Raw genomic sequence first — 25,387 nt, 5'->3', positions numbered from 1 at the left:
AAATATATTTCGATTAAAATAAGCTTTTAATTAAAATATATAAGGACAAAAAGATACTGTATGGGAATTGTTACTTTTTACGTTCTGTAGTATAACGAACTAGTTGTTCAAGCCCTGTTCTGGCTTCACTCTCTTCAAAAGTATATAAAATATCAAATGCTTCCTGCTGATACTGCGCCATTTTCTCATTGGCATAATGTACCCCCTGCTTTTCGTTCACAAAATCAATGATCTGCTGTATTTTGGCAGGTTCGTCATTGTGATTCTTAACCAGGTTGATCATTTTCTTTTTCTCCGCCTTTTCCGCACGATTTAAAGCATAAATTAATGGAAGTGTAACTTTCTTTTCCTTAATATCTATCCCTAAAGGTTTACCCACATCGTCCGTCCCAAAATCGAAAGTATCATCCTTAATCTGGAAAGCAATACCAACCTTCTCGCCAAATAAACGCATCTTTTCGATGGTTTCATCGTCCGCACCAGCGGATGCAGCACCACAAGCACAACAAGAAGCTATCAGTGACGCAGTCTTCTGACGGATCACATCAAAATAAAGTTCCTCTCCAATGTCCATCCTCCGCACCTTCTCAATTTGTAATAACTCTCCCTCACTCATTTGCTTAACTGCTTCAGAAACAATTTGCAAAAGGCGGAATTCATTGTTATTTACAGAAAGCAAAAGTCCTTTGGCCAGCAAATAATCACCAACCAGTACGGCAATCTTATTTTTCCATAAAGCATTGATAGAAAAAAAGCCCCTGCGCTCATAAGCATTATCCACTACATCATCATGAACAAGTGTCGCGGTGTGTAATAATTCAACCAGAGCAGCACCACGATGTGTCGACTCAATAATCCCTCCGCAAAGTTTAGCGGCAAAGAAAACAAACATAGGTCTGATCTGCTTACCTTTTCTCTTGACGATATAGTGTGTGATCCGGTCCAATAATGGAGCATCACTATGCATGGAGGCCTTGAACTTTTCTTCAAAGACTGCTATATCTGCGGCTATGGGTTTCTTAATCTGATTTATTCCCGGCATTCAGGTTTGAAATATTTGCAAACTTAACTAAATTCAGTTAATTCTGCTTGAATGAAATTTTAAAATTGACTTATTAAGTTTATTGCTTTAAAGCAATGTGCTGAAAGATCTGTTCTGCATGAACCCTGGAATTTTCAATAAACCATTTGTGCGTGTCCATCCCTCCGCAAACGACCCCTGCAAGGTATAAACCTGGTAAGTTTGTTTCCATAGTTTCCGGATTATAAGCAGGAGCAGTACCTGATTCACCATCCAGTTTTACACCCAGTTTTTTCAGCATCTCAAAATCAGGCTGATAACCAGTCATCGCAATCACCCAATCATTAGCTATGGTAATCGTTTCTTCCGGAGTTTTGATAGTCACGCTATCTTCAGTAATCGCAGTCACTTCTGAATTGAAATAAGCTTTGATCTCTCCTTCTTTAATCCTGTTTTCAATATCCGGGCGTACCCAGTATTTCACATAAGAGCCTATTTCAGCATTACGGATAACCAAAGTAACCTTTGCTCCCTTGCGGTAAGTTTCCAGTGCGGCATCTATACCAGAATTATTTGCACCAATCACCACGACATTCTGGAAAGCATATAAATGCGGATCTTTATAATAATGTGCAACTTTAGGCAGATCTTCTCCGGGAATATTCATTAAAAGAGGCACATCATAAAACCCTGTGGAGATAATCACATTTTTAGCTTTATAAGATCTTTTAGAAGTCTGAACCTCAAATTCACCAGTTGCTATTTTACTAACTTCCTGTACCTTTTCAAAAAGATGAATCTGTAAATCAAATTTCTCTGCCACCCGGCGATAATATTCTACTGCCTCATTCCGGTTCGGCTTAGGATTGATGCTCACAAACGGCACTTCTCCAATCTCTAACTTTTGAGAAGTAGAGAAAAAAGTCATAAAAACAGGATAGTTATACAAGCTGTTTACCAACGCACCCTTTTCTACAATAATATATTTAAGCCCCGCCTTTCTGGCCGCTATTGCACAGGCCATTCCAATCGGGCCGGCACCTATAATCAGCACATCATATTCTTCCATAAACAAATCAGGATTTAAGTTCTTTGGCTGCTGCAGAGTTATCCGTGCGTTTAAGACTTGTAGAACGAATTGCAGCATAACCGCCTTTGATATCAATTACGTTCTCTACACCTCTTGCTTTAAGGATGGAAGCAGCAATCATTGACCTGTAACCTCCTGCACAGTGGATATAATAGGTTGCTGAAGGATTGATTTCATTCGTCCAGTCATTGATATAATCCAGCGGACGGGTTAAAGTACATTCTAAATGTCCGGCCTCATATTCTCCGGGCTTACGGACATCCAGTACTTTTAAATCCGGATGGATGTGCATCATTTCTTCAAATTCAGCAACAGCTACTGAACCAATAGTTTCTACATCCTTACCTGCGGCTATCCATGCACTGATGCCGCCTTCCAGATAGCCAATAGTATGGTCATAACCGACCCTTGCCAGACGGGTAATCGCCTCTTCCGCTTTTCCTTCTTCTACAATCAGCAGTAAAGGCTGCTTCAAATCAGTAATCAAGGCACCTACCCAGGGGGCAAACTGTCCATTCAGCCCAATGTTAATTGACGATGGGATAAAAGATCCGGCAAAGTCCTGCGGATCCCGGGTATCCAGGATTAATGCACCCATATGATTTACCGTAGCTTCAAATTCTTCGGGCTCCATTGGAATTAATCCCTTTTCTTTTACCTGAGCAAAACTTTCATAGCCATTTTTATTGATGGCTGCGTTCTTCGCAAAATATTGTGGCGGAGGTAAAGTACCTTCCGTTACCTGTTGAATAAAATCTTCCCGGTTAGCTGTTTTAAGCGCGTAATTAACTTCTTTCTGATGTCCTAAAGTATCAAATGTTTCTTTACTCATATGTTTACCACAGGCAGAACCTGCGCCATGAGCCGGATAAACCAGCACATCATCCGGTAAAGAAAGAATTTTAGATTGTAAAGAATCATATAAGATTCCAGCCATCTCTTCAGCTGTTTGTGCACCTTTTTGTACCAGGTCCGGCCGGCCAACATCACCGATAAAAAGCGTATCTCCTGTGAAAATACAGTAAGGCTTGCCGTCTTTGTCACTCAGTAAATAGGTAGTAGATTCTGGGGTATGACCCGGTGTATGTAAAGTCGTGATTGTTAAATCTCCGATTTTAAATGTTTCTCCATCCTGCGCGATATAGGAATCAAAAGTCGTTTGTGCAGTAGGTCCGTAAATAATTTTAGCCCCTGAATGCTGAGCAAGATCAACGTGCCCGGAAACGAAATCGGCATGAAAATGTGTTTCAAAAATATATTTGATGGTCGCACCAGCCAGCTTAGCCTTTTTAAGATAAGGCTGAACTTCCCTTAGAGGATCAATAATTGCCGCCTCTCCATTGCTCTCAATATAGTAAGCTGCCTCGGCCAGACAGCCTGTATAAATTTGTTCTATCTTCATCTGGAATATTGTTTTTATATTACGCTGTTAACTCACCGCGCAAAGATTGCTCCATTAGCCCGGCAATTTCAGCATTGGTAAGATTTTGACCCATCAAATACATTAACTTGGTTACGGTCGCCTCAAATGTCATATCAAATCCGCTGATAATACCCATTTGCTGTAGTTTTTTACTGGTTTCATACTTACCCAGTTCAACTGAGCCTCCCTGACATTGCGAAATGTCAACAATCAGTTTACCCTGGTTTATGGCAGCTTGCAAACTGTCAATAAACCACTGTGCAGTCGTTGTATTACCCGATCCGAAGGTTTCCAGCACAATTGCATCTACGGATGAAGTGGTAATCGCCTGAACAGCCTGAGGGGTAATACCCGGATATAATTTCAGCACCCCGATATTGGCATTGAAATTTGACTGCACCACTAAGGGTTCTTGCGGAAGATCATGAATATAATTCGTATAGAAAGAAAGGCTTACTCCTGCTTCTGCCAGAATGTGATAGTTTGGAGATTGAAAAGCTTCGAATTTCTCCGAATTATATTTGATAGAGCGGTTCCCGCGGAACAGTTGATAGTCAAAATAAATACAAACTTCCGGCACCATCGCTACGCCGTTAATTTTAGTAGCTACAATTTCAAGAGCTGTGATTAAGTTTTCCTTAGCATCTGTCCGGATTTCTCCGATAGGGAGCTGTGAACCGGTCAGTACTACTGGCTTGGCCAGGTTCTTTAGCATAAAGCTCAGTGCAGAGGCAGTGTAAGCCATCGTGTCAGAACCGTGCAATACAACAAATCCATCATAATCGTTATAGGTATCTTCTATAATTCCGGCCAGCTCTGCCCAGATAATGGGATCCATGTTGGAAGAATCCAGAATGGGGTCAAAAGAGTGTACCGACAAGTGATAATTCAAACGGGCCAGTTCAGGTACATTCTGCTGGATCTGTTCAAAATCAAAAGGAATTAATGAACCCGTTAGCGGGTTGTTGACCATACCGATAGTTCCACCTGTATAGATAATGAGAATTTTTGTCATGTAAAGCTAGACGTTAAATATTTTGATAGAGTTAGCTGTAGTTACTTCTGCTACTTTTTCCACAGGGATATGATAAATGTCAGCAACTTTCTGTGCAATGTGCACCAGGTAGCTGCTTTCATTAGGTTTGCCTCTGTATGGCACTGGAGCAAGGTATGGCGAATCTGTTTCCAGCACCAGGTGTTCCAGCTCAATATGTGAAAGTACTTCGTCCAGGCCAGCCTTTTTATAGGTAACCACACCACCTATCCCTAAATAGAAACCTAATTCAATAGTTCTTTGTGCCTGCTCCAGATTACCGGTAAAGCAGTGAAGAATTCCTCTCAGATCCGCTCCTTTTTCTGCTTCCAGTACTTCAAATACTTCATCGAAAGCTTCTCTGCAATGAATCACGATCGGAAGCTTTAATTCTTTAGCCCAGCTGATTTGTTCATAAAAGGCATCCTGCTGTATTCCCAGCGTAGTTTTATCCCAGTAAAGGTCAATACCGATCTCGCCGATAGCATAAATCTTTCTGCCTTCCATGCTTTGATGAATTTCTTTCAGTACTTCCTGATAGCCTTCCCTGACCTCGCAAGGATGCAGACCTGCCATTGCAAAACAGTTATCAGGATACTTTCTGACCAGATCATCGATTTTTGCGATGGAAGAGATATCAACATTAGGAAGGAATAAACGGTCTATTTTATTTTCGAAACAGCGCTGAAAAAGCAGCGCCTGTTTTTCCTCCTCCGTTTCGTAATACAAATGCGTATGCGTATCGGTTAAAAACATAAAACAAAGTTAATAAAAAAACCCTGTCCGGATTACCGGACAGGGTCTATACGTTTGATTAAAATCAAAATTATTTTTTAGCAGCAGGAGCCATAACCGGCGCAGCAGCAGCAGGCGCACCTGTAGGTTTTTTGATGTCAGTAATTTCAACATCAAAAGCTAATGGAGAGAATGGAGTGATACCGCCTTGTGGCATTCCACCTTCACCGTAAGCTAATTTTGAAGGAATGATTAAAGTGATTTTTCCACCTTTACCAATTAACTTCAAACCTTCGTCAAATCCTGGAATTGCTCTTCCAATAGTAAATGGACGTGGGCCATATTGTGCCATTGCATTGAATTTACCTGATTCTTTAGCTACTTTTTCGATACTTGTATCAAAAATGCTTTCTTTACCATCAGATTTTTTAGTTAGTAATTTACCTGTGTAATTTACCATTAAAGTATCTGTAGGTGTAGCTCTTTGTGCATCACCAGGAGCTGTAATTACATATTGTAAACCAGAAGCAGTAGTTTGTACTTTTAGTTTATTGTCTTCGATAAAGTTTTTGATTTTACCTGCTTCAGCAGCTTTATGTTTCGCAACTGTAGCCTGGAAATCTTTCTGGAAAAACTCAGTAGCTTTTTTCTGGAAAGTTGAATCGGCTTCGCCTTTAGCTTTGTGCATTACTTTTTCGATTTTCACAGTGAAAACCATGTATTTATCTTTTTGAGTAGCTGGTTTTGGCTGGTTTGAATATTTAGCCATTGAATCCAGGTCAATTTTGAAAGTAGCACTATCACCTTCTGCTAATAACATTAAAGCGTCAGAGATATCTCCTGCCCATTGTTTTTTAGATACAGGGAATACAGCTGGTTGCTGAATATCATAAGTACTGCTGGTTACTGAATCTTTCTCAGTTTTCTGGATTGCATTGATTTTGATAATGTCACCTTCAACGATTTTATCTTTTCCTTCAGTCTTGTGGATCGTGTACATCAGGCCTCCCGGACCTTTTTTGAAGTTGTTACAAGCTGCTAAACCAAGTGTAGCGGCAAAAAGAATTACTAATGTTTTTTTCATTTTAGATTTATTGTGTTTTATTTTAATTTCATGAGGTACGTTTCAACTATCCTGCAATTTATACAATCTACGCTTTACGTTCCATTTTATTTGTTTGTTTTTTCTTCTGGAGTCTGAATTTAAACAGACGCTTACAAAAAGCAAGTTTAAGCAAACTTTAAATTAATTACTGCAATAATTGTGTTTTATACTCCGGTAAAATAGATTTAAAGTATGCAATCGTGCCTTCCAGTTTCAAATCTGAATATCCGCCGGCTGCATTTCTGTGTCCTCCACCGTTGAAAAACTTCTTACAAATCTCATTCGCAGGAAAATCACCAGTAGAACGCAAAGATAATTTAACTTTATCTGTTCTTTCAATGATGAAAGCTGCTAATTTGATCCCATTAATAGAAAGTGCATAGTTTACAATACCTTCTGTATCACCGGTAACGATGCTGAAGCGTTTAAGTTCTTCGGCGGTCACTGAAATAATAGCCGTATTAAATTCTCTGATGATTTCCAGTTTATTAGTCAGACAGTTCCCCAGAAAACGCAGGCGGTTTTCCGTAGCATTGTCATACACTAATTGGTGAATACGCCAGTGTTCTGCTCCCGCATCAATCAGATCAGCACCAATACGGTAAACTGCAGAAGTTGCAGAAGGGAAACGGAATGAGCCTGAATCAGTCATGATACCGGTATATAAACAGGTAGCAATGTCTTTGTTCATCATTGTCCCATCGTTCAGTTCATTGACAATAAAGTCGTAAACTAACTGGGCTGCTGCACAAGCATTGATACTCCAGTGCCTGTAATCATCAAAATCTTCAGGATCAAGGTGATGGTCAATCATGACTTTAAAGGCAGATGAATTCCGGATCACTTCTCCTAATTCGTTGATACGGCTCAGGGTATTGAAGTCCAGACAGAATACCAGTGCTGCATCAGCAACTAATTGCTCCGCTTCTTCTTTGGCTTCTGTATAAATCATTACATCAGAGTTATTTGGTAACCAGTGTAAGAAATACGGATAATCTGTTGGGGTAATTACTTTAACATGGTGTCCTTTCTGGATCAAATATGCATATAAGCCCAAAGAAGAGCCCATAGCATCGCCATCAGGTTTATGGTGTGTAGTAATTACAATTTTCTGCGGCGTTGCCAGCAATGTTTTGAGTTGGGAAAGGGATAGCATAGTTTTCGCTGCAAATCTAATAATTTAATAAATAGGAAGCTGCTTAATTTTAATCAGATGCATCTGAACAATTTTCTGACAGCTTCTTTTAATTAGATGTTTAATATTAACTATAGAAAATGTAATTTTGCAAAATAAATAATACAAAGATGACTACAAACAGAACATTTACAATGATTAAGCCAGATGCAGTTGCAAATGGACATATCGGAGCAATTATCAATGACATTACTGCTGCTGGTTTCAAAATCATTGCTTTAAAATACACTCAATTAACAGCTGAAACTGCTGGTAAATTCTATGAAGTACACAAAGATCGTCCATTTTATGGTGATTTAGTTAGCTTCATGTCTTCTGGACCAATCGTAGCTGCTATTCTTGAAAAAGACAATGCTATTGAAGATTTCAGAAAATTAATCGGTGCTACAAACCCTGCTGATGCAGCGGAAGGTACTATCCGTCAAAAATATGCCAAGTCTATCGATGCGAACGCTGTTCACGGATCTGATTCGGATGAGAATGCTGCAATCGAAGGAGATTTCTTTTTCACTGCTGCTGAACGTTTCTAGTTTTTGCCTGAATAAAATTATAAAATAAGCACTCTTATGGGGTGCTTATTTTCGTTACAACAACATTGAACCCATTCTAAAGATGAAGAAATTAATGATTACCCTTTTGATTCCTTTTTGCGGTTATGCGGTAACTGCACAGACTAAACGTAAACCTGCAACCAAAAAAACACCTGTAAAATCAGCTGTTGCCTCAGCAAGAATGACCAGCCTTGCAGATTCAGCAAGTTACGCTTTCGGTATTTCTATGGGTTCCGGCTTAAAAACCAATGGTTTGAAAGCACTGAACTACGATTTACTGATTAAAGGTTTGAAAGATGCTTTTCAGGGACAAAAGCCGTTATTAAACGAGCAGGCTTCACAAAAAGCAATCGGAGATCTATTTAAAACAATTACCATGGAAAAATATGCACCACAGATAGCTAAGGAAAAAAGTTTCCTGGAAGGCAATCTGAAACAGATTAATGTTAGAAATACGGCAAGTGGCTTACAGTATATAGTGATTACACCTGGCGAAGGGCCAAAACCAAAGCCTACAGACAATGTACTGGTGAATTATAAAGGCACTTTACTGGACGGAAAACAATTTGATAGTTCTTATGATAGAAAAGAGCCGCTTTCGATTGCAGTAAACAGGGTAATTCCAGGATGGACAGAAGGTTTACAACTGATGTCTCCGGGTTCAAAATATAAATTCTTTATCCCTTATCAGTTAGCTTATGGCGAACGTGCGATGGGAAAAGATATTCCTCCTTACAGTACGCTGATTTTTGAAGTTGAATTATTAAAAATAAACGGTAAGTAATATTTTTAAAAACCATTTCACAGGTGATTTGTTCTGAATGAATAAATTAACACACTATGGAAATTAAAAGATATTTACCACTCGCATTAGTAGCTTTAGTCATGACAACTTTAAGTAGCTGTCAACTTATAGAGGGGATTTTCAAGGCCGGAGTCTGGTCCGGTATAATTGTAGTTGTAGTAGTGCTTGCCCTTATTATATGGGTAGTCAGCAAAATATTTGGTGGCGGAAGTAAAGGCTAATCACTATAAAAATACAATTTCATTGATGACCTCTGAACCGGCACGTTCATTCAGTTTCTGGATGATGCCGGTTCTTACCATTAACAGCTCATTTTTAATCACTGAAGATTCAATCCGGACAAATAATTTTTTATGCGCAATATAGATTTGCGTCGTCCGGTTTCCAATTGCAGTCCCCATAATTTCCGGCCACATAGCGACCACGCCCGTTTCATCAAACTTCCCCTTTAACCTGTAAACAGACAGCATTTTCGAAATGGCGTCTTTCAGGGTCATGTCATTAGGTTTACGCATGTTGTATACCTCCGTTAATTACTTCAAATAAAGTTACGGGAACTTTGATCTTATCGAAAATATTCAACACTCTTTCTTTTCCGGTATCGGTAATAAAGATCTGCCCGAAGTCATGGTGAGAAACCATTTCCATCAGTTTATGCATCCGGCGTTCGTCGAGCTTATCAAAAATATCATCTAATAACAATAAAGGTTTGAAGCCTTTATATTTTTCCACATAAGCATATTGTGCCAGTTTTAACGCGATCAAAAAAGATTTTTGCTGTCCTTGTGAACCGAACTTCTTTAAAGGCATGTCGCGGATCGTAAAAATCAGATCATCTTTGTGAATTCCGGTAGTTGTTCTTTCGAGTACTTTATCTTTTTCTACAGATTGAAGCAATAAGGTTTCAAAAGGAGTATCATTCAGCTGAGATTGATAATTTAAGCAGACCTCTTCGGCATCTTCGGTCAGATATTGATAGTATTTATTGAACAGTTCTATATAATCCACCATAAATTGCTTGCGCTTTGCAAAAATCTTCTCTCCGCAGCCAATCAATTGTTCATTGAATATTTCGAGTAAGGCAGGATCATACCGGCGCGTGGTTGCAATCTGTTTCAATAACGCATTTCTGTTGAGCAGGTGCCTGTTGTACAACATCAGCTCATCCAGGTACTGTGAATCCGTTTGAGAAATCACATTGTCCATAAACTTACGGCGTTCTTCACTCCCGTCCATAATAATGGTGACATCATAGGGCGAAATCATCACCAATGGAAACAGCCCGATATGGCTGGCCAGCTTATCATATTCTTTTTTATTCCGCTTAAATTGCTTTTTCTGATTCTTCTTGACACCACAGGTGATCTTCTCGTTTTTTTCCTGACGGTCAAAATCGCCCTGGATCATGAAAAGTTCTTCAGCAGTTTTGATCTGCTGACTGTCAATCGGATTGAAATAGCTCTTGCAAAGGCACAGGTAGTGAATCGCATCCAGTAAATTGGTCTTCCCGGCACCATTATTCCCAATAAATGCGTTCACTGTTTTTGAAAACCGTAAATCAGCATCAGAATAATTCTTGAAGTTGAGCAGAGTAATGTTTTTTAACCACATAGTATGAGTCTGCAAAGTTACCGTTTAGCTTTGTTAAAAGAAGCTGATCTGCAGATTTGTTTCATCATTATCCTATTCACATCTAATTCAGGAGGTTCGAAAAACAGGGAGTGTGAAAATTTTTATTTAAATACTGAAAAAGAGGTTGATACTTTAACCGAAAAATGTATTTTTGCAATCCTTAATTTTTTTAAATAAAATGTCCACAACAGAAAAAGAAGTAAATCATAACGTTAGAAAAGGTTCATTCTTAGAGGAAAACTCTAAAAGCCTTTTATTCATTGCCGCAGCGGTAATCGTATTAGTGATCATATACTTTTGGTATCAGAATGTATATTTAAAGGACAGAGCTGAAGAGGCTTCTGCAAAAATGTACAAAGCAGAACAATATGTTGGGGTAGATTCTCTGGCTAACAAAGCAATCAGCGGAGATGCAGGTTATCCTGGATTTGAAAAAATCGCAGAAGAATACAACAATACTAAATCAGCGAACTTAGCAAACCTTTACCTTGGTGGAATTTATTTACGTAAAGGTGAATACAAAAAAGCGACTGAAGTTTTAGGTAAATACTCAGAAACAGGAAGCCCTGTTGCAGATCCGTTAGCATTAGGAATGTTAGGTGATGCTTACAGCGAGCTGAAAGACTATAGTCAGGCGATTACTTATTACAAGAAAGCAGCTGACAAATCAAGCAATAAATTTACTTCTCCATTGTTCCTTAAAAAACTAGGATTAGTTTACGAATCACAAAAAGACTATAAAAACGCAGAAGATGCTTATAACAAAATCAAAAATGAGTTCCCTGCAAGTCAGGAAGCTACCATGATTGATGAGTATATTGCACGTGTTACTGCTGCACAAGGAAAATAAAATTTAAAAACATTTGACAAAGGCCTGCATTTTATGCGGGCCTTTTTTTTGTTTTAATACTTATCTTTGCGCTATGGCAACACAATTAAAAAATCTATCTGACTTCTCTCATACTACTGTTCCTGATGGTGCAACTTATAAATTCGCTATTGCAGTTGCTGAATGGAATGCAGAAGTAACTGGCAGCTTGTATAAAGGTGCATTAGAAACACTTTTAAAACATGGCGTTAAAGAAGAGAATATTATTTCTTTAGCTGTTCCTGGAAGTTTTGAATTGACTGGCGCAGCAGAGATCCTGTTGAAGAAACATGCAGATCTGGATGCAGTAATCTGTCTTGGATGTGTAATACAGGGAGAAACCAGGCATTTTGATTTTATCTGTGATGCCATAGCAAATGGAATCACCCAAGTAGGAATTAAGTATAGTAAACCAGTAATTTTTGGTGTATTAACAACCAATGATTTACAGCAGGCAGTAGAAAGATCTGGTGGTAAGCATGGTAACAAAGGTGACGAGGCTGCTTTTACAGCAATAAAAATGGCTCATTTATTGCACACTGCTTAATAAGGAATTGCTTTTTTTTCCGGAATAGTGTAGATTAGCAAAAGAAAAACAAAATCTACGCTCATGAAAAAGATAGCTATAGTGTTGCTGGGAGTATTCTTTGCAATAACAATTTTAGAGTCTTGCGCTAACCGTATTTGCCCGGCATACAGTTCGTATCCGAAAGGCAACCGGAGAAAGTAAGGCCGGTATAATTTAAAATAGAAATTAGATGGAGTGGAAGAACATAACTGATCCAGATCAGATCAGTGGCATAAAAACGCAGGAAGGCTATAGTTTAATTTTTAAACACAGCACCCGTTGTTCGGTGAGTATGATGGCAAAAAAACGTTTTGAGCTGGATTGGGACATTATCCCTGAAGGAACAAATCTATATTTCCTTGACCTGATCAGCCATCGTGCAATTTCTGCACAGATAGCTGAAACATTTCAAGTTCATCATGAGTCTCCTCAGATCTTATTGATCAAGGATGGAGATTGTGTACTGGATGCCTCTCATAGTGACATTTCGGCCGATGAAGTAGCCGAACTGATTAATAATTAAAAGAAATTGTTTTCTTTAAATCAGGATGAAGGCTGTAAAATACCGGACAGGTATTTGCAGACCTTTCAATAATCTTTTTGTCTTTATCAGAATAGTTATTTGCAGGGAACTGAAGGACAGCTATGATTTCAGCTACTCTTCTTGGCCCTTCTGCCATAACTTTCGTGATTTCACAAGTGGCCCCGTCAATATTAAAGCCATGTTCTGCTGCTGCAATCCCTACAATAGTGATCATACAGTTTCCTAGTGAAGTAGCCAGTAAATCTGTCGGTGAAAATGCTTCACCTTTACCTTTATTGTCTACAGGTGCATCAGTGATGATTTCATTTCCCGAACGTAAGTGAACAGAGGTTGTTCTCAATCCTCCGTTATAAGTTATTTTTGAAGTTGCCATATCAGGTTGTTTTTTAGGCCAGCTTAAATTCTGGTTAAGCCTGCATTACAAGATTAACATAAATTATTTATGATATCAATAATCTTTGAAGGCGTATTTCCCTTAATTTGTCATAATTTAATCGTTTTTAAGCATAACATTACACCTTACATACATTTCATGTTTATAACAATTCAAACCTATTGCTTAACTTTGCTGCATGATCGAACTTCCGGTTGTTTCAGCAAACCCAGTACAACGTAAACCAGATTGGCTTAGAGTTAAGCTTCCTGTAGGTAAAGAATATGCGCAGGTGCGCAGTCTTGTAGATACCCATAAATTACATACCATTTGTGAAAGTGGCAATTGTCCGAATATGGGCGAATGCTGGGGCGCTGGTACGGCAACGTTCATGATCCTTGGTAATATCTGTACCCGCTCCTGCTCTTTTTGTGCAGTAGCCACAGGCAGACCAAAAGCTGTGGATACCGATGAGCCTAACCGGGTTGCGAATTCAGTAAAATTAATGCAGGTTAAACATTGTGTGATTACGTCGGTAGACCGTGATGATTTAAAAGATGGCGGCTCTGTTATCTGGGCAGAAACTTTACAGGCTATCCGCAGAGAGAGCCCTTCGACAACTTTAGAGACACTTATTCCTGATTTCAGAGGTATCTGGGACAACTTGTACCGTGTACTGGAAGAACGTCCTGAAGTGATGTCTCATAACATCGAAACAGTACGCCGTTTAACTAAACAAGTACGTGTTCAGGCTAAATATGACCGAAGTCTGGAGTGTCTGAAAAGAATCTCAGAATTCGGTTTAAGAACTAAAACAGGGATTATGCTTGGCCTGGGAGAAACTGAAGATGATGTACTGGAAGCTATGGATGATTTAGTAGCTAATGGGGTACACATTCTAACCTTGGGCCAGTATCTGCAACCTACACGTAACCATCACCCGGTTGTAGACTGGATCCATCCTGATCAGTTTGCTAAATATAAGGAAATTGGCATGCAAAAAGGTTTAAGGTATGTAGAAAGCGGTCCGCTGGTCCGTTCTTCTTACCATGCAGAGAAACACCTTTTTGATTTTTAATCCGTAGCAAACGAGTTCAAACAAAAAGACCCTTGAACTTGTTAAACATTCTGTATATTAGCAAATATTGGCACCGAGTAAAAAAATATCCCTTACAGAAGAAGACCTGGTGCGTGCACTGAAAGGTCAGGAGACTATCGCTATTCAGGCTTTATACGATATGTATTCAGGAGCGTTGCTGGGGGTAATTTTCAGAATTGTACAACATTCGGAAATAGCTGAAGATTTATTACAAGACACTTTCATTAAGATCTGGCATTCGGCAGCGAGTTACGACAGCAGCAAAGGCCGCTTATTTACCTGGATGATTAATATTGCCCGTAATCTGGCAATAGATAAAATAAGATCCAAGGACTTTAAAAATGCCAGTAAAAACCAAGACCTTGAAAATAACGTAGATTTCATTGACCTGCAAAGAAAGGTAACTTTCAATGCGGACACACTGGGAATCAAAGACATGGTTACTGCACTTAAACCAGAGTTTAATAGTGTATTGGACATGGTTTATTTTAAAGGTTATACCCATGTAGAGGCAGCAGAAGAACTGAATTTACCATTAGGTACGGTTAAGACCCGGATCCGGATGGCTATTATGGAATTAAGAAAGCATTTTAATTAAAGTGGAAGAGGCAAAAGCATATATCGAAACAGGCATACTTGAACTTTACGTTCTCGGGCATCTCAATGCTCAGGAACAGCGTGAAGTAGAGGGAATGGCGGCAAAGTATCCTGCGATAAAAGAGGAGATTACCGCTATTGAAATTGCGATGGAACAATATGCGATCAAACATGCTATTGAACCATCTGAAGGATTAGATAAACAGATTTTCCAAAAAATAGGCATACTTGCCAATGAAGTACCAGTTCCGGAGAAAACGACTTCAACAACAAATCACGAAGCCAAAATTGTCCAGCTATCAGCTGACCATGCGGCATCGACGATCAGAACATTAAAATATTCATTAGTGGCTTGCGTTGGGCTTTTAATAGTCAGTGTTGCTGCACTTTATGCCACACACGATAAATTAAATCTGGCCAACCAGCAGATCATTGCAATGAATGTTGATAAGGAAAAGTTTGCCAGTACAGTAAGTTTCATGAAAAATGAAAACAAAGATTTACAGGAAATTGCAGCTATTTCTGCTGATCCAACCTGGACATCTGTAAAACTTGCCGGAACAAAAATCTCTCCGCAAGCTAACATGATGGTTTACTGGCATAAAAAGGGGATGCATGTCATGGTGGACAACACTAAAATGGCGCTTCCTCAAAATGATGATGCACACCAGTACCAGTTATGGGCTATCGTAAATGGGAAACCAGTAGATTTGGGTGTATTTGATGCAAAATCGGGTCCCGGCAAACTATTGTTAACTATGAAAGAAGTTGGCAATGCACAGGCTTTTGCCGTTACACTCGAAAAACGTGGTGGCAGTCCGAGTCCGACTATGGAAAAGATGATTGCTATGGGCGGCGTGTCTATCTAGTTAATCCTTTTACCACATTGGGCAGGTGCGCAGCAATCGCTGAAGCTTTTACAGAAATTTGAGTTAAAGCAAGCTGATCTCCGGATAATCCGTGTATAAAACAAGCTGCATAAGCCGCTTCAACAGGTTTGTAACCTTGTGCAATCAGCGAGGCAATTAAGCCTGTGAGCACATCTCCCATCCCTCCTTGTGCCATTGCAGGATTACCAGTTGAATTGATCATAACTTTTCCCTGCTGATCAACGATAAAAGTATATTGATTTTTAAGGACGATCACACATTTTAATTCAACCGCTTTTTCTCTGGCGGTTTCTAAACGTGCCCACCAGGATTCATGTGCACCAAAAAGGTGATCAAATTCCTTCATATGAGGGGTTAAGACAGAGCCTTCAGTCAAATGCTTCAGTAAGTTTTCGTCATTTCCTAAAAGATGTAAGGCATCTGCGTCTATAACCAGGGGAACTTTTAGTTTTAACAGGTCTTTTAACAGTTCAATAATAGTGGCATCTGTACCCAAACCTGGCCCTATAGCGATAATTTTGAATTTCTCTAATGCTGATGCTGTACTTGTCAGTTCTTTACGGTCCAGATACATCACTTCAGGAAGCGCTGTATTTAACGCCGTCAAACCACTTTCAGGAATAGAAATTGTTGTTAAGCCCGCTCCACCATATAAACATCCTTTAGCGGCAAGAATTGCAGCACCCATAGTTTCTTTTTGACCAGCAATAAGCAGTGCATGCCCATAGGTTCCTTTATGGGTAAAAGATTTCCGGGGTTGGATCAATTCTTTGATATCATGCTGTTCTAAAAGCTGATAAGGAGAAACCTGCTTTTCAATAAACTCTTCATCCAGGCCAATAGACACGACACGAAAACGGTTTAAGGCCGCTACCGATTCCGGAAAAAAGAAATTGATTTTTGGCCGTTGAAAACAGATAACAAGATCTGCTTTGATAAAGAGATCAGTTTTGGCAAATGCTCCTTCTGCAGGAAATCCCGTAGGAATATCCACGGCAACCACCTGGTAGTTTAATCCATTAATGAAAGTTGCAAGTTCTGCATAAGCACCACTTAAAGGCTTATTCAAGCCCGATCCCAGCACAGCGTCAATAATGACCCCATCTTTTATGTTTTTTAGTTCTGCTACAGTTTTAACTGTGGTTAAAGGAAACCAGAGATCTTTTAACCGGTTCAGGTTCGTTTGGTATTCTGCGGTCTGTTTATCAGAAAAATCAATCAGGTAAACAACAACTGCGCTATACCCTTTATCCTGAAGTATTCTGGCAATAGCTAATCCATCAGCGCCATTATTGCCTTTACCGCATAAGATATTGACAGGAGTTTCTACAGCCTTAATTTCCTGTAAAAACTCAGCTACAAATGCCATAGAGGCAGTTTCCATCAATTCTATCGAAGATATATCGAGGTTCTTAATGGTGAATGCGTCTGCCGAACGCATCTGCTCCTGATTAATTAGCTTCTGCATTACTTTTATAGATTAATGTTTCATTTCTTTCTTCAGGAACTTTCCTGTCAGACTGATTGGATTTTGAATCAGGCCTTCGGGTGTACCTTCAAAAATGATTCTTCCACCACCAGCTCCGCCTTCTTCTCCCAAATCAATTACCCAGTCGGCCACTTTGACCACATCCAGGTTATGCTCAATGACTAATACCGTATTTCCTTTATCTACAAGCTCGTTTAATACGCCCAGCAGTACATTAATATCTTCAAAGTGAAGACCTGTTGTTGGCTCATCCAGAATATAGAACGTTTTTCCGGTATCTTTTTTAGATAATTCAGTAGCCAGTTTAACCCGCTGCGCTTCTCCGCCAGACAAAGTAGTGGAAGATTGCCCTAAGGTAATATAGCCTAGTCCAACATCTTTTAAAGTCTTGATTTTACGGTAAATCACCGGCATATTCTCGAAAAATGCACAAGCATCTTCAATACTCATATCCAGTACATCACTGATTGATTTACCACGGTAGCGTACTTCCAGTGTTTCTCTATTATATCTTCTTCCGCCACATTCTTCACAAGGTACATGGACATCAGGCAGGAAATTCATTTCAATAACCTTCATTCCTGCACCCTGACAGGTTTCACACCTTCCGCCTTTCACATTGAAGGAGAAACGACCAGGTTTATAACCTCTTATTTTAGCTTCCGGAAGTTGTACATACAAGTTCCTGATATCAGAGAAAACTCCCGTATAAGTAGATGGATTTGATCTTGGTGTTCTGCCAATCGGTGCCTGATCAATTTCAATAACTTTATCTATTTCCTTGATTCCATTAATCTTCTCATAAGGTAAAGGATGTTTTTTCGCCCTGAAGAAATGATGGTTTAATATCGGATATAAAGTTTCTGTGATCAGACTCGATTTACCACTTCCGGAAACTCCCGTAACTGCAATAAATTTACCTAATGGAAAGTCTACAGAAACTTCTTTCAGGTTATGCCCGCTGGCTTTAATGATAGATAGCTTATGTCCGTTTCCTTTTCTTCTTTAGCAGGAACAGTGATTTCTTTATTTCCATTCAGATAGGCCGCAGTCAGCGTTCCCGATTTCAGAATTTGTGCTGGTGTTCCTTCTGCAACAATCTGTCCTCCGCGCAAACCTGCCGCCGGACCAACATCAATCACATAATCAGCTTCCAGAATCATGTCTTTATCATGTTCTACAACAAGTACTGTGTTCCCAAGATCACGCAGGTTTTTCAGTGCGCCAATCAAACGCTCATTGTCACGCTGATGAAGACCGATACTTGGCTCATCCAGAATATACATCACATTCATCAGCTGTGAACCGATTTGTGTAGCCAGACGAATCCTTTGTGCTTCTCCTCCTGAAAGAGTTCTGGCTGTTCTGTCCAGTGAAAGATAATTCAGGCCCACATCGGTCAAAAAGCCCAGCCTGGTTCTGATTTCTTTCAGGATCTCTTTAGCAATTGTATTTTGTCTTTCATTTAAACGGCTTTCCAGCTCATTAAACCAGCCTTTAAGACTGTTAATATCCATTTCTGCCAGTTCAAAGATATTCTTGCCATCTACTTTAAAATGCAGGCTTTCTTTTTTCAGTCTTGCACCATTACAAGAAGGACAGGTTTTAAGTTTACGGAAGGTTTCCATATCATCTACGGCTCCCTCTCCTTTCTTCTCATTCTGTTCTTCAAGTAATTTGATAATCCCATCAAACGTAATCTGATAGTTTTGTACATTCCACTTGTTGTATTCAACAGCTACCGATAATAAATCAGGGCTGCCATTAAGCAGGATATTGATATTTTCTTCTCCTAATTTCTCAATTGGAGTGGAAAGAGAGAAGTTATATTTTTTCGCCAGTGCTTTAATTACCTGGAACATCCAGATATCGCGGTATTCACCAAGCGGGGCTAACCCACCGCTCATAATACTTAATTTCGGGTTAGGCATAACAGATTCTCTGTCTACCACGAAGATATACCCTAAACCATCACATCTTTCACAAGCACCATAAGGGGAGTTGAAAGAAAAACTGTTCGGCTGTGGTTCATCGTAAGAAATCCCTGTAGTAGGACACATCAAAAATTTGCTGAAATGAGAAACATTATTCTCTTTGTCGCTGATCTTAATAATTCCTTTACCTACGCGCATAGCGGTCTGAACAGAATCAATTAATCGTTTATGATCTTTTCTGTCTACCAGTAAACGGTCTACAACAATCTCTATGTCATGAATTTTGTACCTGTCAACCTGCATCTTTGGAGCCATATCCTGTATCTCCCCATCAATACGCACTTTCACATAACCTTGCTTACGGATTTGTTCGAACAGTTCACGGTAATGTCCTTTACGGCCTTTCACTACCGGAGCCAGGATATTCACTGCTACACCATCATATTTATTATAAATATTATTCAGGATCTGGTCCTCGCTCATCCTTTCCATTTTCTCTCCTGTATTGTAAGAGAAGGCATCGGCAGTACGGGCATACAGCAAACGCATAAAATCATAGATTTCTGTAATTGTACCTACAGTGGATCTTGGATTTTTGCTGGTAGTTTTCTGTTCTATGGCAATTACAGGACTCAGCCCTGATACTTTATCTACATCAGGTCTTTCCATGCCCCCCATAAACTGACGGGAATAAGCGCTGAAAGTTTCCATATAGCGACGTTGTCCTTCGGCATAAATTGTATCAAATGCCAGTGATGATTTACCACTGCCACTCAGGCCGGTGATAACAACCAGCTGATTACGCGGAAAAGAAATATCTATGTTTTTAAGGTTGTGAACCCTTGCACCGTATACTTCAACATCTTTTTGTTCACCCAGATCGATGGTATTTTTGCTCATATATATTTAAAAAATGCAATTGAAATCTTTGAAATAAAGAAAGCAAATTTGCAGCCACAAAAGTACCCATTTTTCTTTGAATAGCCTATCGTGGTTAATTTATTGTAAACCTTGAAATCCCCGTTCTTTTCAAATTAAAAGGGATTCCTGATAGCAAACAATTATTTGACGTTAATGTTACTTTAAATATGAATTACACAAGCACGATTTTTACGCAGGAAAAACAAAACTAAATTTTCACAACAGGGTTCACACCGGCCTTCTGCTGAATATGTGATAAATAAGCTGCTGACATCATTTTCACACTGTTCAAATGACTGTCAATATTTGATTTTAAATCTTTTTTCTCCAGATCACCTTGAATAAAGCTGAGAAATTCTGCTATCACCGCTGTTTTAGCTTGTTCAGTTAACAGTTTAGAGTCATCAAATTTGTGTAAAGCTGACAGGTCTTTCATCGTAATAATCTCCAAAGGATGTTTTCCTCCCAGCATACCTGTATTCCGGAAAATATAAATATCAAAATGATTATTCCCTCCTGCTTTATAATCTTTTTTGTTGTTATGGTTGTGTTTATCTTTTGACTGGTAAGAGTGGATCTGGATATTTTGAAAAGGCCCCTGCTGAATATTGTGATATTCGTGTTTTACACGTCCGTTTCCTTTATAGAGATCTGCATCAGGAATTACCCAGCTCCTTCTGCTAAAACTATTGTGCAGTAAGTTGATTGTAATATTTGCCATATTGATTCCATCTTTTAACAGCCTTACCAGTACTGTTGCGTCGATTTCTCCATAATTCTCAAATATTTTCATCAGCTGTGCATCATTATAAACTTTAGCCTGTTCATAATCAGCCTTAAAGTTAGCTTCATAATCCTGTTCATTGAGCTGTTTGATAAATCCTTCAGGCAGAATCAATGAACTGATTACCTCCAGCTCATCCGGGGTTTTATCCACTATTCCAGGAGCATCATAAAGCTGGCTGACAATATCAAATATATGATATCCGCTATGTGACATTTTTCCGTGTCCTTTATTATAAGAATGATAGTCCTGTAATACCATTTCTGAGGGTAAACGCCATTGTCCATCACTATGACTGGAATGAATTGCCGTGACCGGGCAATTGGTAGCTGCGCTTACTTCCCTGATCCTTTCCATCACATACTGGAAACCCGGATGGTATCTTCGCTGTACGTTGATAGAAAAAATAGTAGATTTTTCTTGCTGAAAGTCGTCGTAAAGCTGCAACAACTGCTGATAATCGGTCAAAATCCCATGAGCCTGTTCAAGCTCAGAAACTGCATTTTCCCTGGTACTGACAGGTTTATCCATCAGGATATGCAATTTTAAACTCAATGCCCACTCTGCATATGCGTGATGAACCGATGGTTCAGTTGCAATAATCACTGCATTTATTCCATGCACTTCAACAAAATGATTCAAATCATCTTTTAAGGCTTCTGGCAATTGTCCTGTAAATGGATCAATGAATAAGGTATTGATTTTATAGTTATGCTTTTCAAAGTAATGTGTAATCTTCTGATCTTCAGATTTAACATCAATTGCCAGTGAGATTTCAACTTCAAACTTTTGTTTTAACTGAGTGATTGCAGGAAGATATACGCGTCTGGAATGGGGACCAATACCAATTAGAATTATTCGTGTAACAAATTTCATTAGGAGAATATTATTTAAACTCACTAAATATATATGTTTTCAATTATATCAAAAGCAGAACTAAATTAAAAGAAAGTAAAATAATCGTAAACCAGCTGAATAATTTTTCAAGGCAATAAAAGTACCTTCAAAAAAACAGCACATAAAAAAAGCCGGCTATTGCCGGCTTTTAATTCATTTCAGTATCGTTTTATTCCCTGTTTGTAGTACTGCTATTGCTATGCATAGCCAATACTCCTTTGGAACTGCTGTAACCATAACGGGAAGGATCCCTGATGATTTCTTTCATTGAAATAAGTTTGTAAACATACCCACCTGTTTCACGATTCAGTTTCATTTTGAAATAATTGTCCTGATTTTGTCTGTTGATCTGCTTTCTCATGTGGTTATCGCCCACATTATAGGCTGCAGCTACTAATGTCCAGCTATCAAAAACGCCATACAATTCTTTGATGTATTTGCAGGCCGCTATAGTGGATTTACGTAAGTTCTTACGTTCATCAACTTCTGAATTTACTTTTAGTCCGTAAGTACGTGCTGTACCCGGCATAAATTGCCAGAACCCATTAGCTCCTTTTGGAGACATTCCACCCTGTAATCCTGATTCTACTAGAGGCATGTATTTAAAATCATTTGGAATCCCATAAGCTGCGAGAATCGGCTCGATAATCGGAAACCATTCAGCGGCCATTCTGTGCAGGCGATTAGTCTGTATGCTGCTGTAATTATACCCCGCGAGAGTCTTCTTCATTTTTTTCTGCACCCTGATGTCACCCAGAGGTAAAGTTTCTTCCGCGAAATTCAGCTGAGCTATTTGATTTACAGGCTCTTCTGTGATAATAGTGGTAGTGGTGGTAATGCTTTTTGTCGTGTTGTTAAGTTCCTTTTTCGAACTTTTAAATGCTTGGGGCATGTTGTAAGCAAACACTTTTGCCATAACCAATAATCCTAAAATTATTGAACATGTTATTATGTGTTTCTTTATCATTTTCCTCCTTTTTTTGGTGAACAATTATAAAACGCCTGCAAATATACCGTATATTTATCTAATAATCAACATTTTACAGAAATAAGCAATAAAATCAAGGTTTAAACACCAATAGGCCGCGATTTTATTTTTAATAGACATCCTGAAAATATAAATGACTAATTGCCCGATTTTTATTAAATTTGCACCCCGCATTAATTATGTGGTTAACAGCGTATCATGACAAATAACAACAACAGGAACAGTCGGGATGACAAGTCCAAACCGGGAAACCGAAGCACAACAGGTAAAGGCCGTAGTGGAGCAGATAGTGCTTACAAGGGTAAAAGCAAGTTTGGGGATAAAGAGGGGAACGACAAGAGTAAATTTGGTGCTGGTAAAGATAACTACAGACCAAGAGCCAGTAAAGATGGTGATGATTTTAAGGCAAGACCTCCAAGAGACGGTGAAGCAAAGAGCTTCTCTTCAAGACCTCCGAGAGATGGTGAAAGACCAAGAGCAGGCAGAGACGGCGATGCAAAAAGCTTCTCCTCAAGACCTCCAAGGGATGGCGACAGACCAAGAGCAGGCAGAGACGGTGATGCAAAAAGCTTCTCTTCAAGACCTCCAAGGGATGGCGACAGACCAAGAGCAGGCAGAGACGGCGATGCAAAAAGCTTCTCTTCAAGAGGTGGCACTGGCGGCAAAACATTCAAACCACGTGCGTTTAAAGAAGGCAGCTCTAAAGAGATGCCAAGAAATGAAGGCCGTAGTTATATAAAGAAAGACAATTTCGGTACTGATGGTGAAAGACCATTCAGAACTTTCGAAGATAAAAAAAGCACTTCCAGAAGTACAGATAGCAGACCATTCAGAAAAAGAGAAGAAGGTGCTCCGGCAAAACCATATTCTGGTGCGCCAAGACCTTTTGCTGAAAAAGCGCCTGTTATGCGTAGCAGAAAGGAAAGCAGTCACCATACTGCAGATGACGGAAAAATCCGTTTGAACCGTTACATTGCCAATTCAGGTATTTGTTCACGCCGTAAGGCAGATGAACTGATCGCTGCTGGTGTGGTTTCTGTAAACGGTGTACCAGTTTCTGAACTGGGACATAAAGTAGATCCGGGTAAAGATGAAGTACGTTACAACGGCGAATTGCTGAAACGTGAAAAGAAAGTTTATGTGATCTTAAATAAACCTAAAGATTATATTACTACTACTGATGATCCTCAGGAACGTCGTACAGTAATGTCCTTAGTAGAAAAAGCAAGCAGAGAACGTATTTATCCGGTTGGTCGTTTAGACCGCAATACAACAGGTCTTTTATTAATGACTAATGATGGCGATTTAGCTGATAAGTTATCTCATCCAAAAAATGGAATTACTAAAATCTATCATGTTGAATTAAGCAAAAGTTTAAGTCAGGGTGACCTGAACAAAATCCAATTCGGTTTAGAATTAGAAGATGGTATTATTAAACCAGATTCTGTATCTTACGTAGCAGGAGGTTCTAAACGCGAAGTAGGTATCCAGATCCACAGTGGTAAAAACAGGATTGTCCGCAGAATATTTGAACACCTGGGTTATGAGGTTGTTAAATTAGACCGTGTGGTTTATGGTAACCTGACTAAAAAAGATCTTCCACGCGGAAGATGGCGCTTTTTAGAAGAACATGAACTGATCCAGATCAAACATCTGATCCAGTAATTATAAATGATTTATGAGAAAACTATTTTGTCTGTTAACCGCTACCGTTTCTTTTTTCTCTGCTAAAGCACAACAGGCAGATTATCATCTGGTCATCGGAACTTATACAGCTCCGGGTAAAAGTGAAGGAATTTATGTTTACGATTTTAACACACCCGATGCTGCAGCTAAATTTAAGTCTGTAGAGAAGAACGTGATTAATCCAAGTTTCCTTACCGTTACACCAGATAGTAAATTTGTTTATGCAGTGAATGAGGATGGTGATAAAAGCATGGTGAGCGCGTTTAGCTTCGATGCAGTTGCAGGAAAATTAGGTTTTCTCAATAAACAACCTTCAAAAGGTGCAGATCCTTGTTATCTGATCGCAGATGACAAAAATGTATTGATTGCTAATTATAGCGGAGGCACAATCGGTGTTTTTGGCAGAGCAGCAAATGGTACACTGACCCCGGCGAAACAGGTTGTTAAACATATAGGATCAAGCATTAACAAAGACAGACAAAGCAGTGCCCATGTTCACATGGTACGTTTTACTCCTGACCACCGTTACGTGATCGCAAACGACTTAGGAAAAGACAAAGTTTATACTTATGCTTACGATAAGAATTCAGCACATCATGTTCTTGTATTGAAAGACAGTATCAGTATCAAACCTGGCAGCGGCCCAAGACATATCACCTTTAGCAGCAATGGCAGGTTTGCCTACCTGATTCAGGAAATGATAGCTCAGGTAACCGTGTTCAGTTATGCTGATGGCGTGTTCAAAAAGATTCAGGAAGTATCTATTGTAGCTAAAGACTTTAAAGGTGAAAATGGAGGTGCTGATATTCAGCTTACAGCTGATGGAAAATTCTTATACGCAAGTAACAGAGGTACTGCCAATACAATTACTACTTTCGCTGTTGAAAGTAATGGCCAGCTAACCAATAAAGGTCAGGTCAGCACTTTAGGCAATGGCCCGAGGGCTTTTGTGATTGACCCGAGTGGTAACTGGTTATTAGTAGGGCATCAGTATACCAATAACGTTGTGATTTTTAAACGTGATAAAGTTACCGGTGCATTAAAAGACAGCGGAAAAAGAATTGATATCGGTGCTCCCGTTTGTTTTGAGTTTGTAAAGAAAACAGCACCGGACAGCAGGATGTAATCAAACATTTATATAAAAAAAAAGAGGCTTCAA

24 protein-coding genes and 1 pseudogene are annotated in these 25,387 nt (G+C 39.2%); 11 read left to right on the top strand and 14 right to left on the bottom strand.

Translation table 11 applies throughout. The features are described 5' to 3' along the window. Nucleotides 1-70 precede the first annotated feature (70 nt). The 7 genes from AB3G38_RS19305 to AB3G38_RS19275 all read right to left on the bottom strand — a co-directional run bounded on the left by AB3G38_RS19305 (nt 71) and on the right by AB3G38_RS19275 (nt 7,563). Nucleotides 71-1,042: a polyprenyl synthetase family protein gene (locus AB3G38_RS19305; protein ID WP_367865417.1), complete on the bottom strand. Its 972-nt coding sequence runs from the start codon at nt 1,040-1,042 to the stop codon at nt 71-73. A 79-nt stretch (nt 1,043-1,121) separates the two neighbouring features. Then, complete coding sequence (locus AB3G38_RS19300) at nt 1,122-2,090, bottom strand: YpdA family putative bacillithiol disulfide reductase (RefSeq protein WP_367865416.1); 969 nt, start codon at nt 2,088-2,090, stop codon at nt 1,122-1,124. 7 nt (nt 2,091-2,097) lie between these two features. Then, nucleotides 2,098-3,513, bottom strand: coding sequence for a rhodanese-like domain-containing protein (locus AB3G38_RS19295; protein ID WP_367865415.1), 1,416 nt, complete (start codon nt 3,511-3,513; stop codon nt 2,098-2,100). Between the two features lie 19 nt (nt 3,514-3,532). Then, entirely contained in the window at nt 3,533-4,549 is a 1,017-nt protein-coding gene (locus AB3G38_RS19290; protein ID WP_367865414.1) for an asparaginase, read from the bottom strand. Between the two features lie 6 nt (nt 4,550-4,555). Next, on the bottom strand, nt 4,556-5,323 hold the full coding sequence (locus AB3G38_RS19285; RefSeq protein ID WP_367865413.1) for a TatD family hydrolase: 768 nt from the start codon (nt 5,321-5,323) through the stop codon (nt 4,556-4,558). A gap of 70 nt (nt 5,324-5,393) precedes the next feature. Further along, on the bottom strand, nt 5,394-6,386 hold the full coding sequence (locus AB3G38_RS19280) for an FKBP-type peptidyl-prolyl cis-trans isomerase (protein ID WP_183865972.1): 993 nt from the start codon (nt 6,384-6,386) through the stop codon (nt 5,394-5,396). A gap of 166 nt (nt 6,387-6,552) precedes the next feature. Then, nucleotides 6,553-7,563, bottom strand: a complete 1,011-nt coding sequence (locus tag AB3G38_RS19275; protein ID WP_367865412.1) for a bifunctional oligoribonuclease/PAP phosphatase NrnA — start codon at nt 7,561-7,563, stop codon at nt 6,553-6,555. Nucleotides 7,564-7,712: 149 nt separating this feature from the next. Here AB3G38_RS19275 and AB3G38_RS19270 point away from each other — a divergent pair, with 149 nt between their 5' ends. From AB3G38_RS19270 to AB3G38_RS19260, 3 genes are all read left to right on the top strand, one after another. Beyond that, nucleotides 7,713-8,132, top strand: coding sequence for a nucleoside-diphosphate kinase (locus AB3G38_RS19270; RefSeq protein WP_068403641.1), 420 nt, complete (start codon nt 7,713-7,715; stop codon nt 8,130-8,132). Nucleotides 8,133-8,214: 82 nt separating this feature from the next. Further along, a complete protein-coding gene (locus AB3G38_RS19265; protein WP_367865411.1) occupies nt 8,215-8,937 on the top strand; it encodes an FKBP-type peptidyl-prolyl cis-trans isomerase in 723 nt (240 codons plus the stop codon). Between the two features lie 56 nt (nt 8,938-8,993). Continuing rightward, complete coding sequence (locus tag AB3G38_RS19260; protein ID WP_068403645.1) at nt 8,994-9,179, top strand: hypothetical protein; 186 nt, start codon at nt 8,994-8,996, stop codon at nt 9,177-9,179. Nucleotides 9,180-9,182: 3 nt separating this feature from the next. Here the strand turns inward: AB3G38_RS19260 and AB3G38_RS19255 are convergent, their stop codons facing one another. After that, on the bottom strand, nt 9,183-9,473 hold the full coding sequence (locus AB3G38_RS19255) for a DUF721 domain-containing protein (protein WP_041880746.1): 291 nt from the start codon (nt 9,471-9,473) through the stop codon (nt 9,183-9,185). Next, complete coding sequence (locus AB3G38_RS19250) at nt 9,466-10,569, bottom strand: DNA replication/repair protein RecF (protein ID WP_367868778.1); 1,104 nt, start codon at nt 10,567-10,569, stop codon at nt 9,466-9,468. The genes AB3G38_RS19255 and AB3G38_RS19250 overlap by 8 nt, the downstream gene beginning before the upstream one ends. Before the next feature lie 199 nt (nt 10,570-10,768). Here AB3G38_RS19250 and AB3G38_RS19245 point away from each other — a divergent pair, with 199 nt between their 5' ends. From AB3G38_RS19245 to ytxJ, 3 genes are all read left to right on the top strand, one after another. Continuing rightward, nucleotides 10,769-11,440, top strand: a complete 672-nt coding sequence (locus AB3G38_RS19245; protein WP_367865410.1) for a tetratricopeptide repeat protein — start codon at nt 10,769-10,771, stop codon at nt 11,438-11,440. Nucleotides 11,441-11,513: 73 nt separating this feature from the next. Further along, entirely contained in the window at nt 11,514-12,005 is a 492-nt protein-coding gene (gene ribH / locus AB3G38_RS19240) for a 6,7-dimethyl-8-ribityllumazine synthase (protein ID WP_367865409.1), read from the top strand. A gap of 211 nt (nt 12,006-12,216) precedes the next feature. After that, nucleotides 12,217-12,549: a bacillithiol system redox-active protein YtxJ gene (gene ytxJ, locus AB3G38_RS19235; protein ID WP_367865408.1), complete on the top strand. Its 333-nt coding sequence runs from the start codon at nt 12,217-12,219 to the stop codon at nt 12,547-12,549. On the opposite strand, the gene AB3G38_RS19230 is transcribed toward ytxJ, so the two are convergent. Further along, a complete protein-coding gene (locus AB3G38_RS19230) occupies nt 12,539-12,943 on the bottom strand; it encodes an OsmC family protein (protein ID WP_367865407.1) in 405 nt (134 codons plus the stop codon). The genes ytxJ and AB3G38_RS19230 overlap by 11 nt on opposite strands. A 199-nt stretch (nt 12,944-13,142) precedes the next feature. Here AB3G38_RS19230 and lipA point away from each other — a divergent pair, with 199 nt between their 5' ends. The 3 genes from lipA (at nt 13,143) to AB3G38_RS19215 (ending at nt 15,508) form a co-directional block, all read left to right on the top strand. Beyond that, the gene (gene lipA, locus AB3G38_RS19225; protein ID WP_367865406.1) at nt 13,143-14,021 is read left to right on the top strand and encodes a lipoyl synthase; all 879 of its coding nucleotides are present in this window, start codon (nt 13,143-13,145) and stop codon (nt 14,019-14,021) included. 67 nt (nt 14,022-14,088) lie between these two features. Continuing rightward, entirely contained in the window at nt 14,089-14,640 is a 552-nt protein-coding gene (locus AB3G38_RS19220; protein WP_367865405.1) for an RNA polymerase sigma factor, read from the top strand. Between the two features lies 1 nt (nt 14,641). Continuing rightward, nucleotides 14,642-15,508: an anti-sigma factor gene (locus tag AB3G38_RS19215; protein WP_367865404.1), complete on the top strand. Its 867-nt coding sequence runs from the start codon at nt 14,642-14,644 to the stop codon at nt 15,506-15,508. Here the strand turns inward: AB3G38_RS19215 and AB3G38_RS19210 are convergent. The 4 genes and pseudogenes from AB3G38_RS19210 to AB3G38_RS19195 form a co-directional block, all read right to left on the bottom strand. Beyond that, nucleotides 15,501-16,997 (bottom strand): NAD(P)H-hydrate dehydratase, encoded by a 1,497-nt coding sequence (locus AB3G38_RS19210; protein WP_367865403.1) that lies wholly within the window; start codon nt 16,995-16,997, stop codon nt 15,501-15,503. The genes AB3G38_RS19215 and AB3G38_RS19210 overlap by 8 nt on opposite strands. A 12-nt stretch (nt 16,998-17,009) precedes the next feature. Continuing rightward, nucleotides 17,010-19,852, bottom strand: a pseudogene (gene uvrA, locus AB3G38_RS19205) (excinuclease ABC subunit UvrA). A 229-nt stretch (nt 19,853-20,081) separates the two neighbouring features. Then, nucleotides 20,082-21,533 (bottom strand): Gfo/Idh/MocA family oxidoreductase, encoded by a 1,452-nt coding sequence (locus AB3G38_RS19200; protein ID WP_367865402.1) that lies wholly within the window; start codon nt 21,531-21,533, stop codon nt 20,082-20,084. A 190-nt stretch (nt 21,534-21,723) separates the two neighbouring features. Continuing rightward, on the bottom strand, nt 21,724-22,446 hold the full coding sequence (locus AB3G38_RS19195) for a lytic transglycosylase domain-containing protein (protein ID WP_367865401.1): 723 nt from the start codon (nt 22,444-22,446) through the stop codon (nt 21,724-21,726). A 294-nt stretch (nt 22,447-22,740) separates the two neighbouring features. On the opposite strand from AB3G38_RS19195, the gene AB3G38_RS19190 reads away from it, so the two are divergent. Together AB3G38_RS19190 and AB3G38_RS19185 are read left to right on the top strand one after the other, a co-directional pair. Continuing rightward, on the top strand, nt 22,741-24,207 hold the full coding sequence (locus AB3G38_RS19190) for a pseudouridine synthase (protein WP_367865400.1): 1,467 nt from the start codon (nt 22,741-22,743) through the stop codon (nt 24,205-24,207). Between the two features lie 13 nt (nt 24,208-24,220). Continuing rightward, the gene (locus AB3G38_RS19185) at nt 24,221-25,354 is read left to right on the top strand and encodes a lactonase family protein (protein WP_367865399.1); all 1,134 of its coding nucleotides are present in this window, start codon (nt 24,221-24,223) and stop codon (nt 25,352-25,354) included. Nucleotides 25,355-25,387 lie beyond the last annotated feature (33 nt).

This window comes from Pedobacter sp. WC2423, from assembly GCF_040822065.1.
Taxonomy (GTDB): Bacteria; Bacteroidota; Bacteroidia; order Sphingobacteriales; family Sphingobacteriaceae; genus Pedobacter.
Note: the sequence above shows the minus strand (reverse complement) of the source record. Positions and strands in the feature narration are given on the sequence as shown.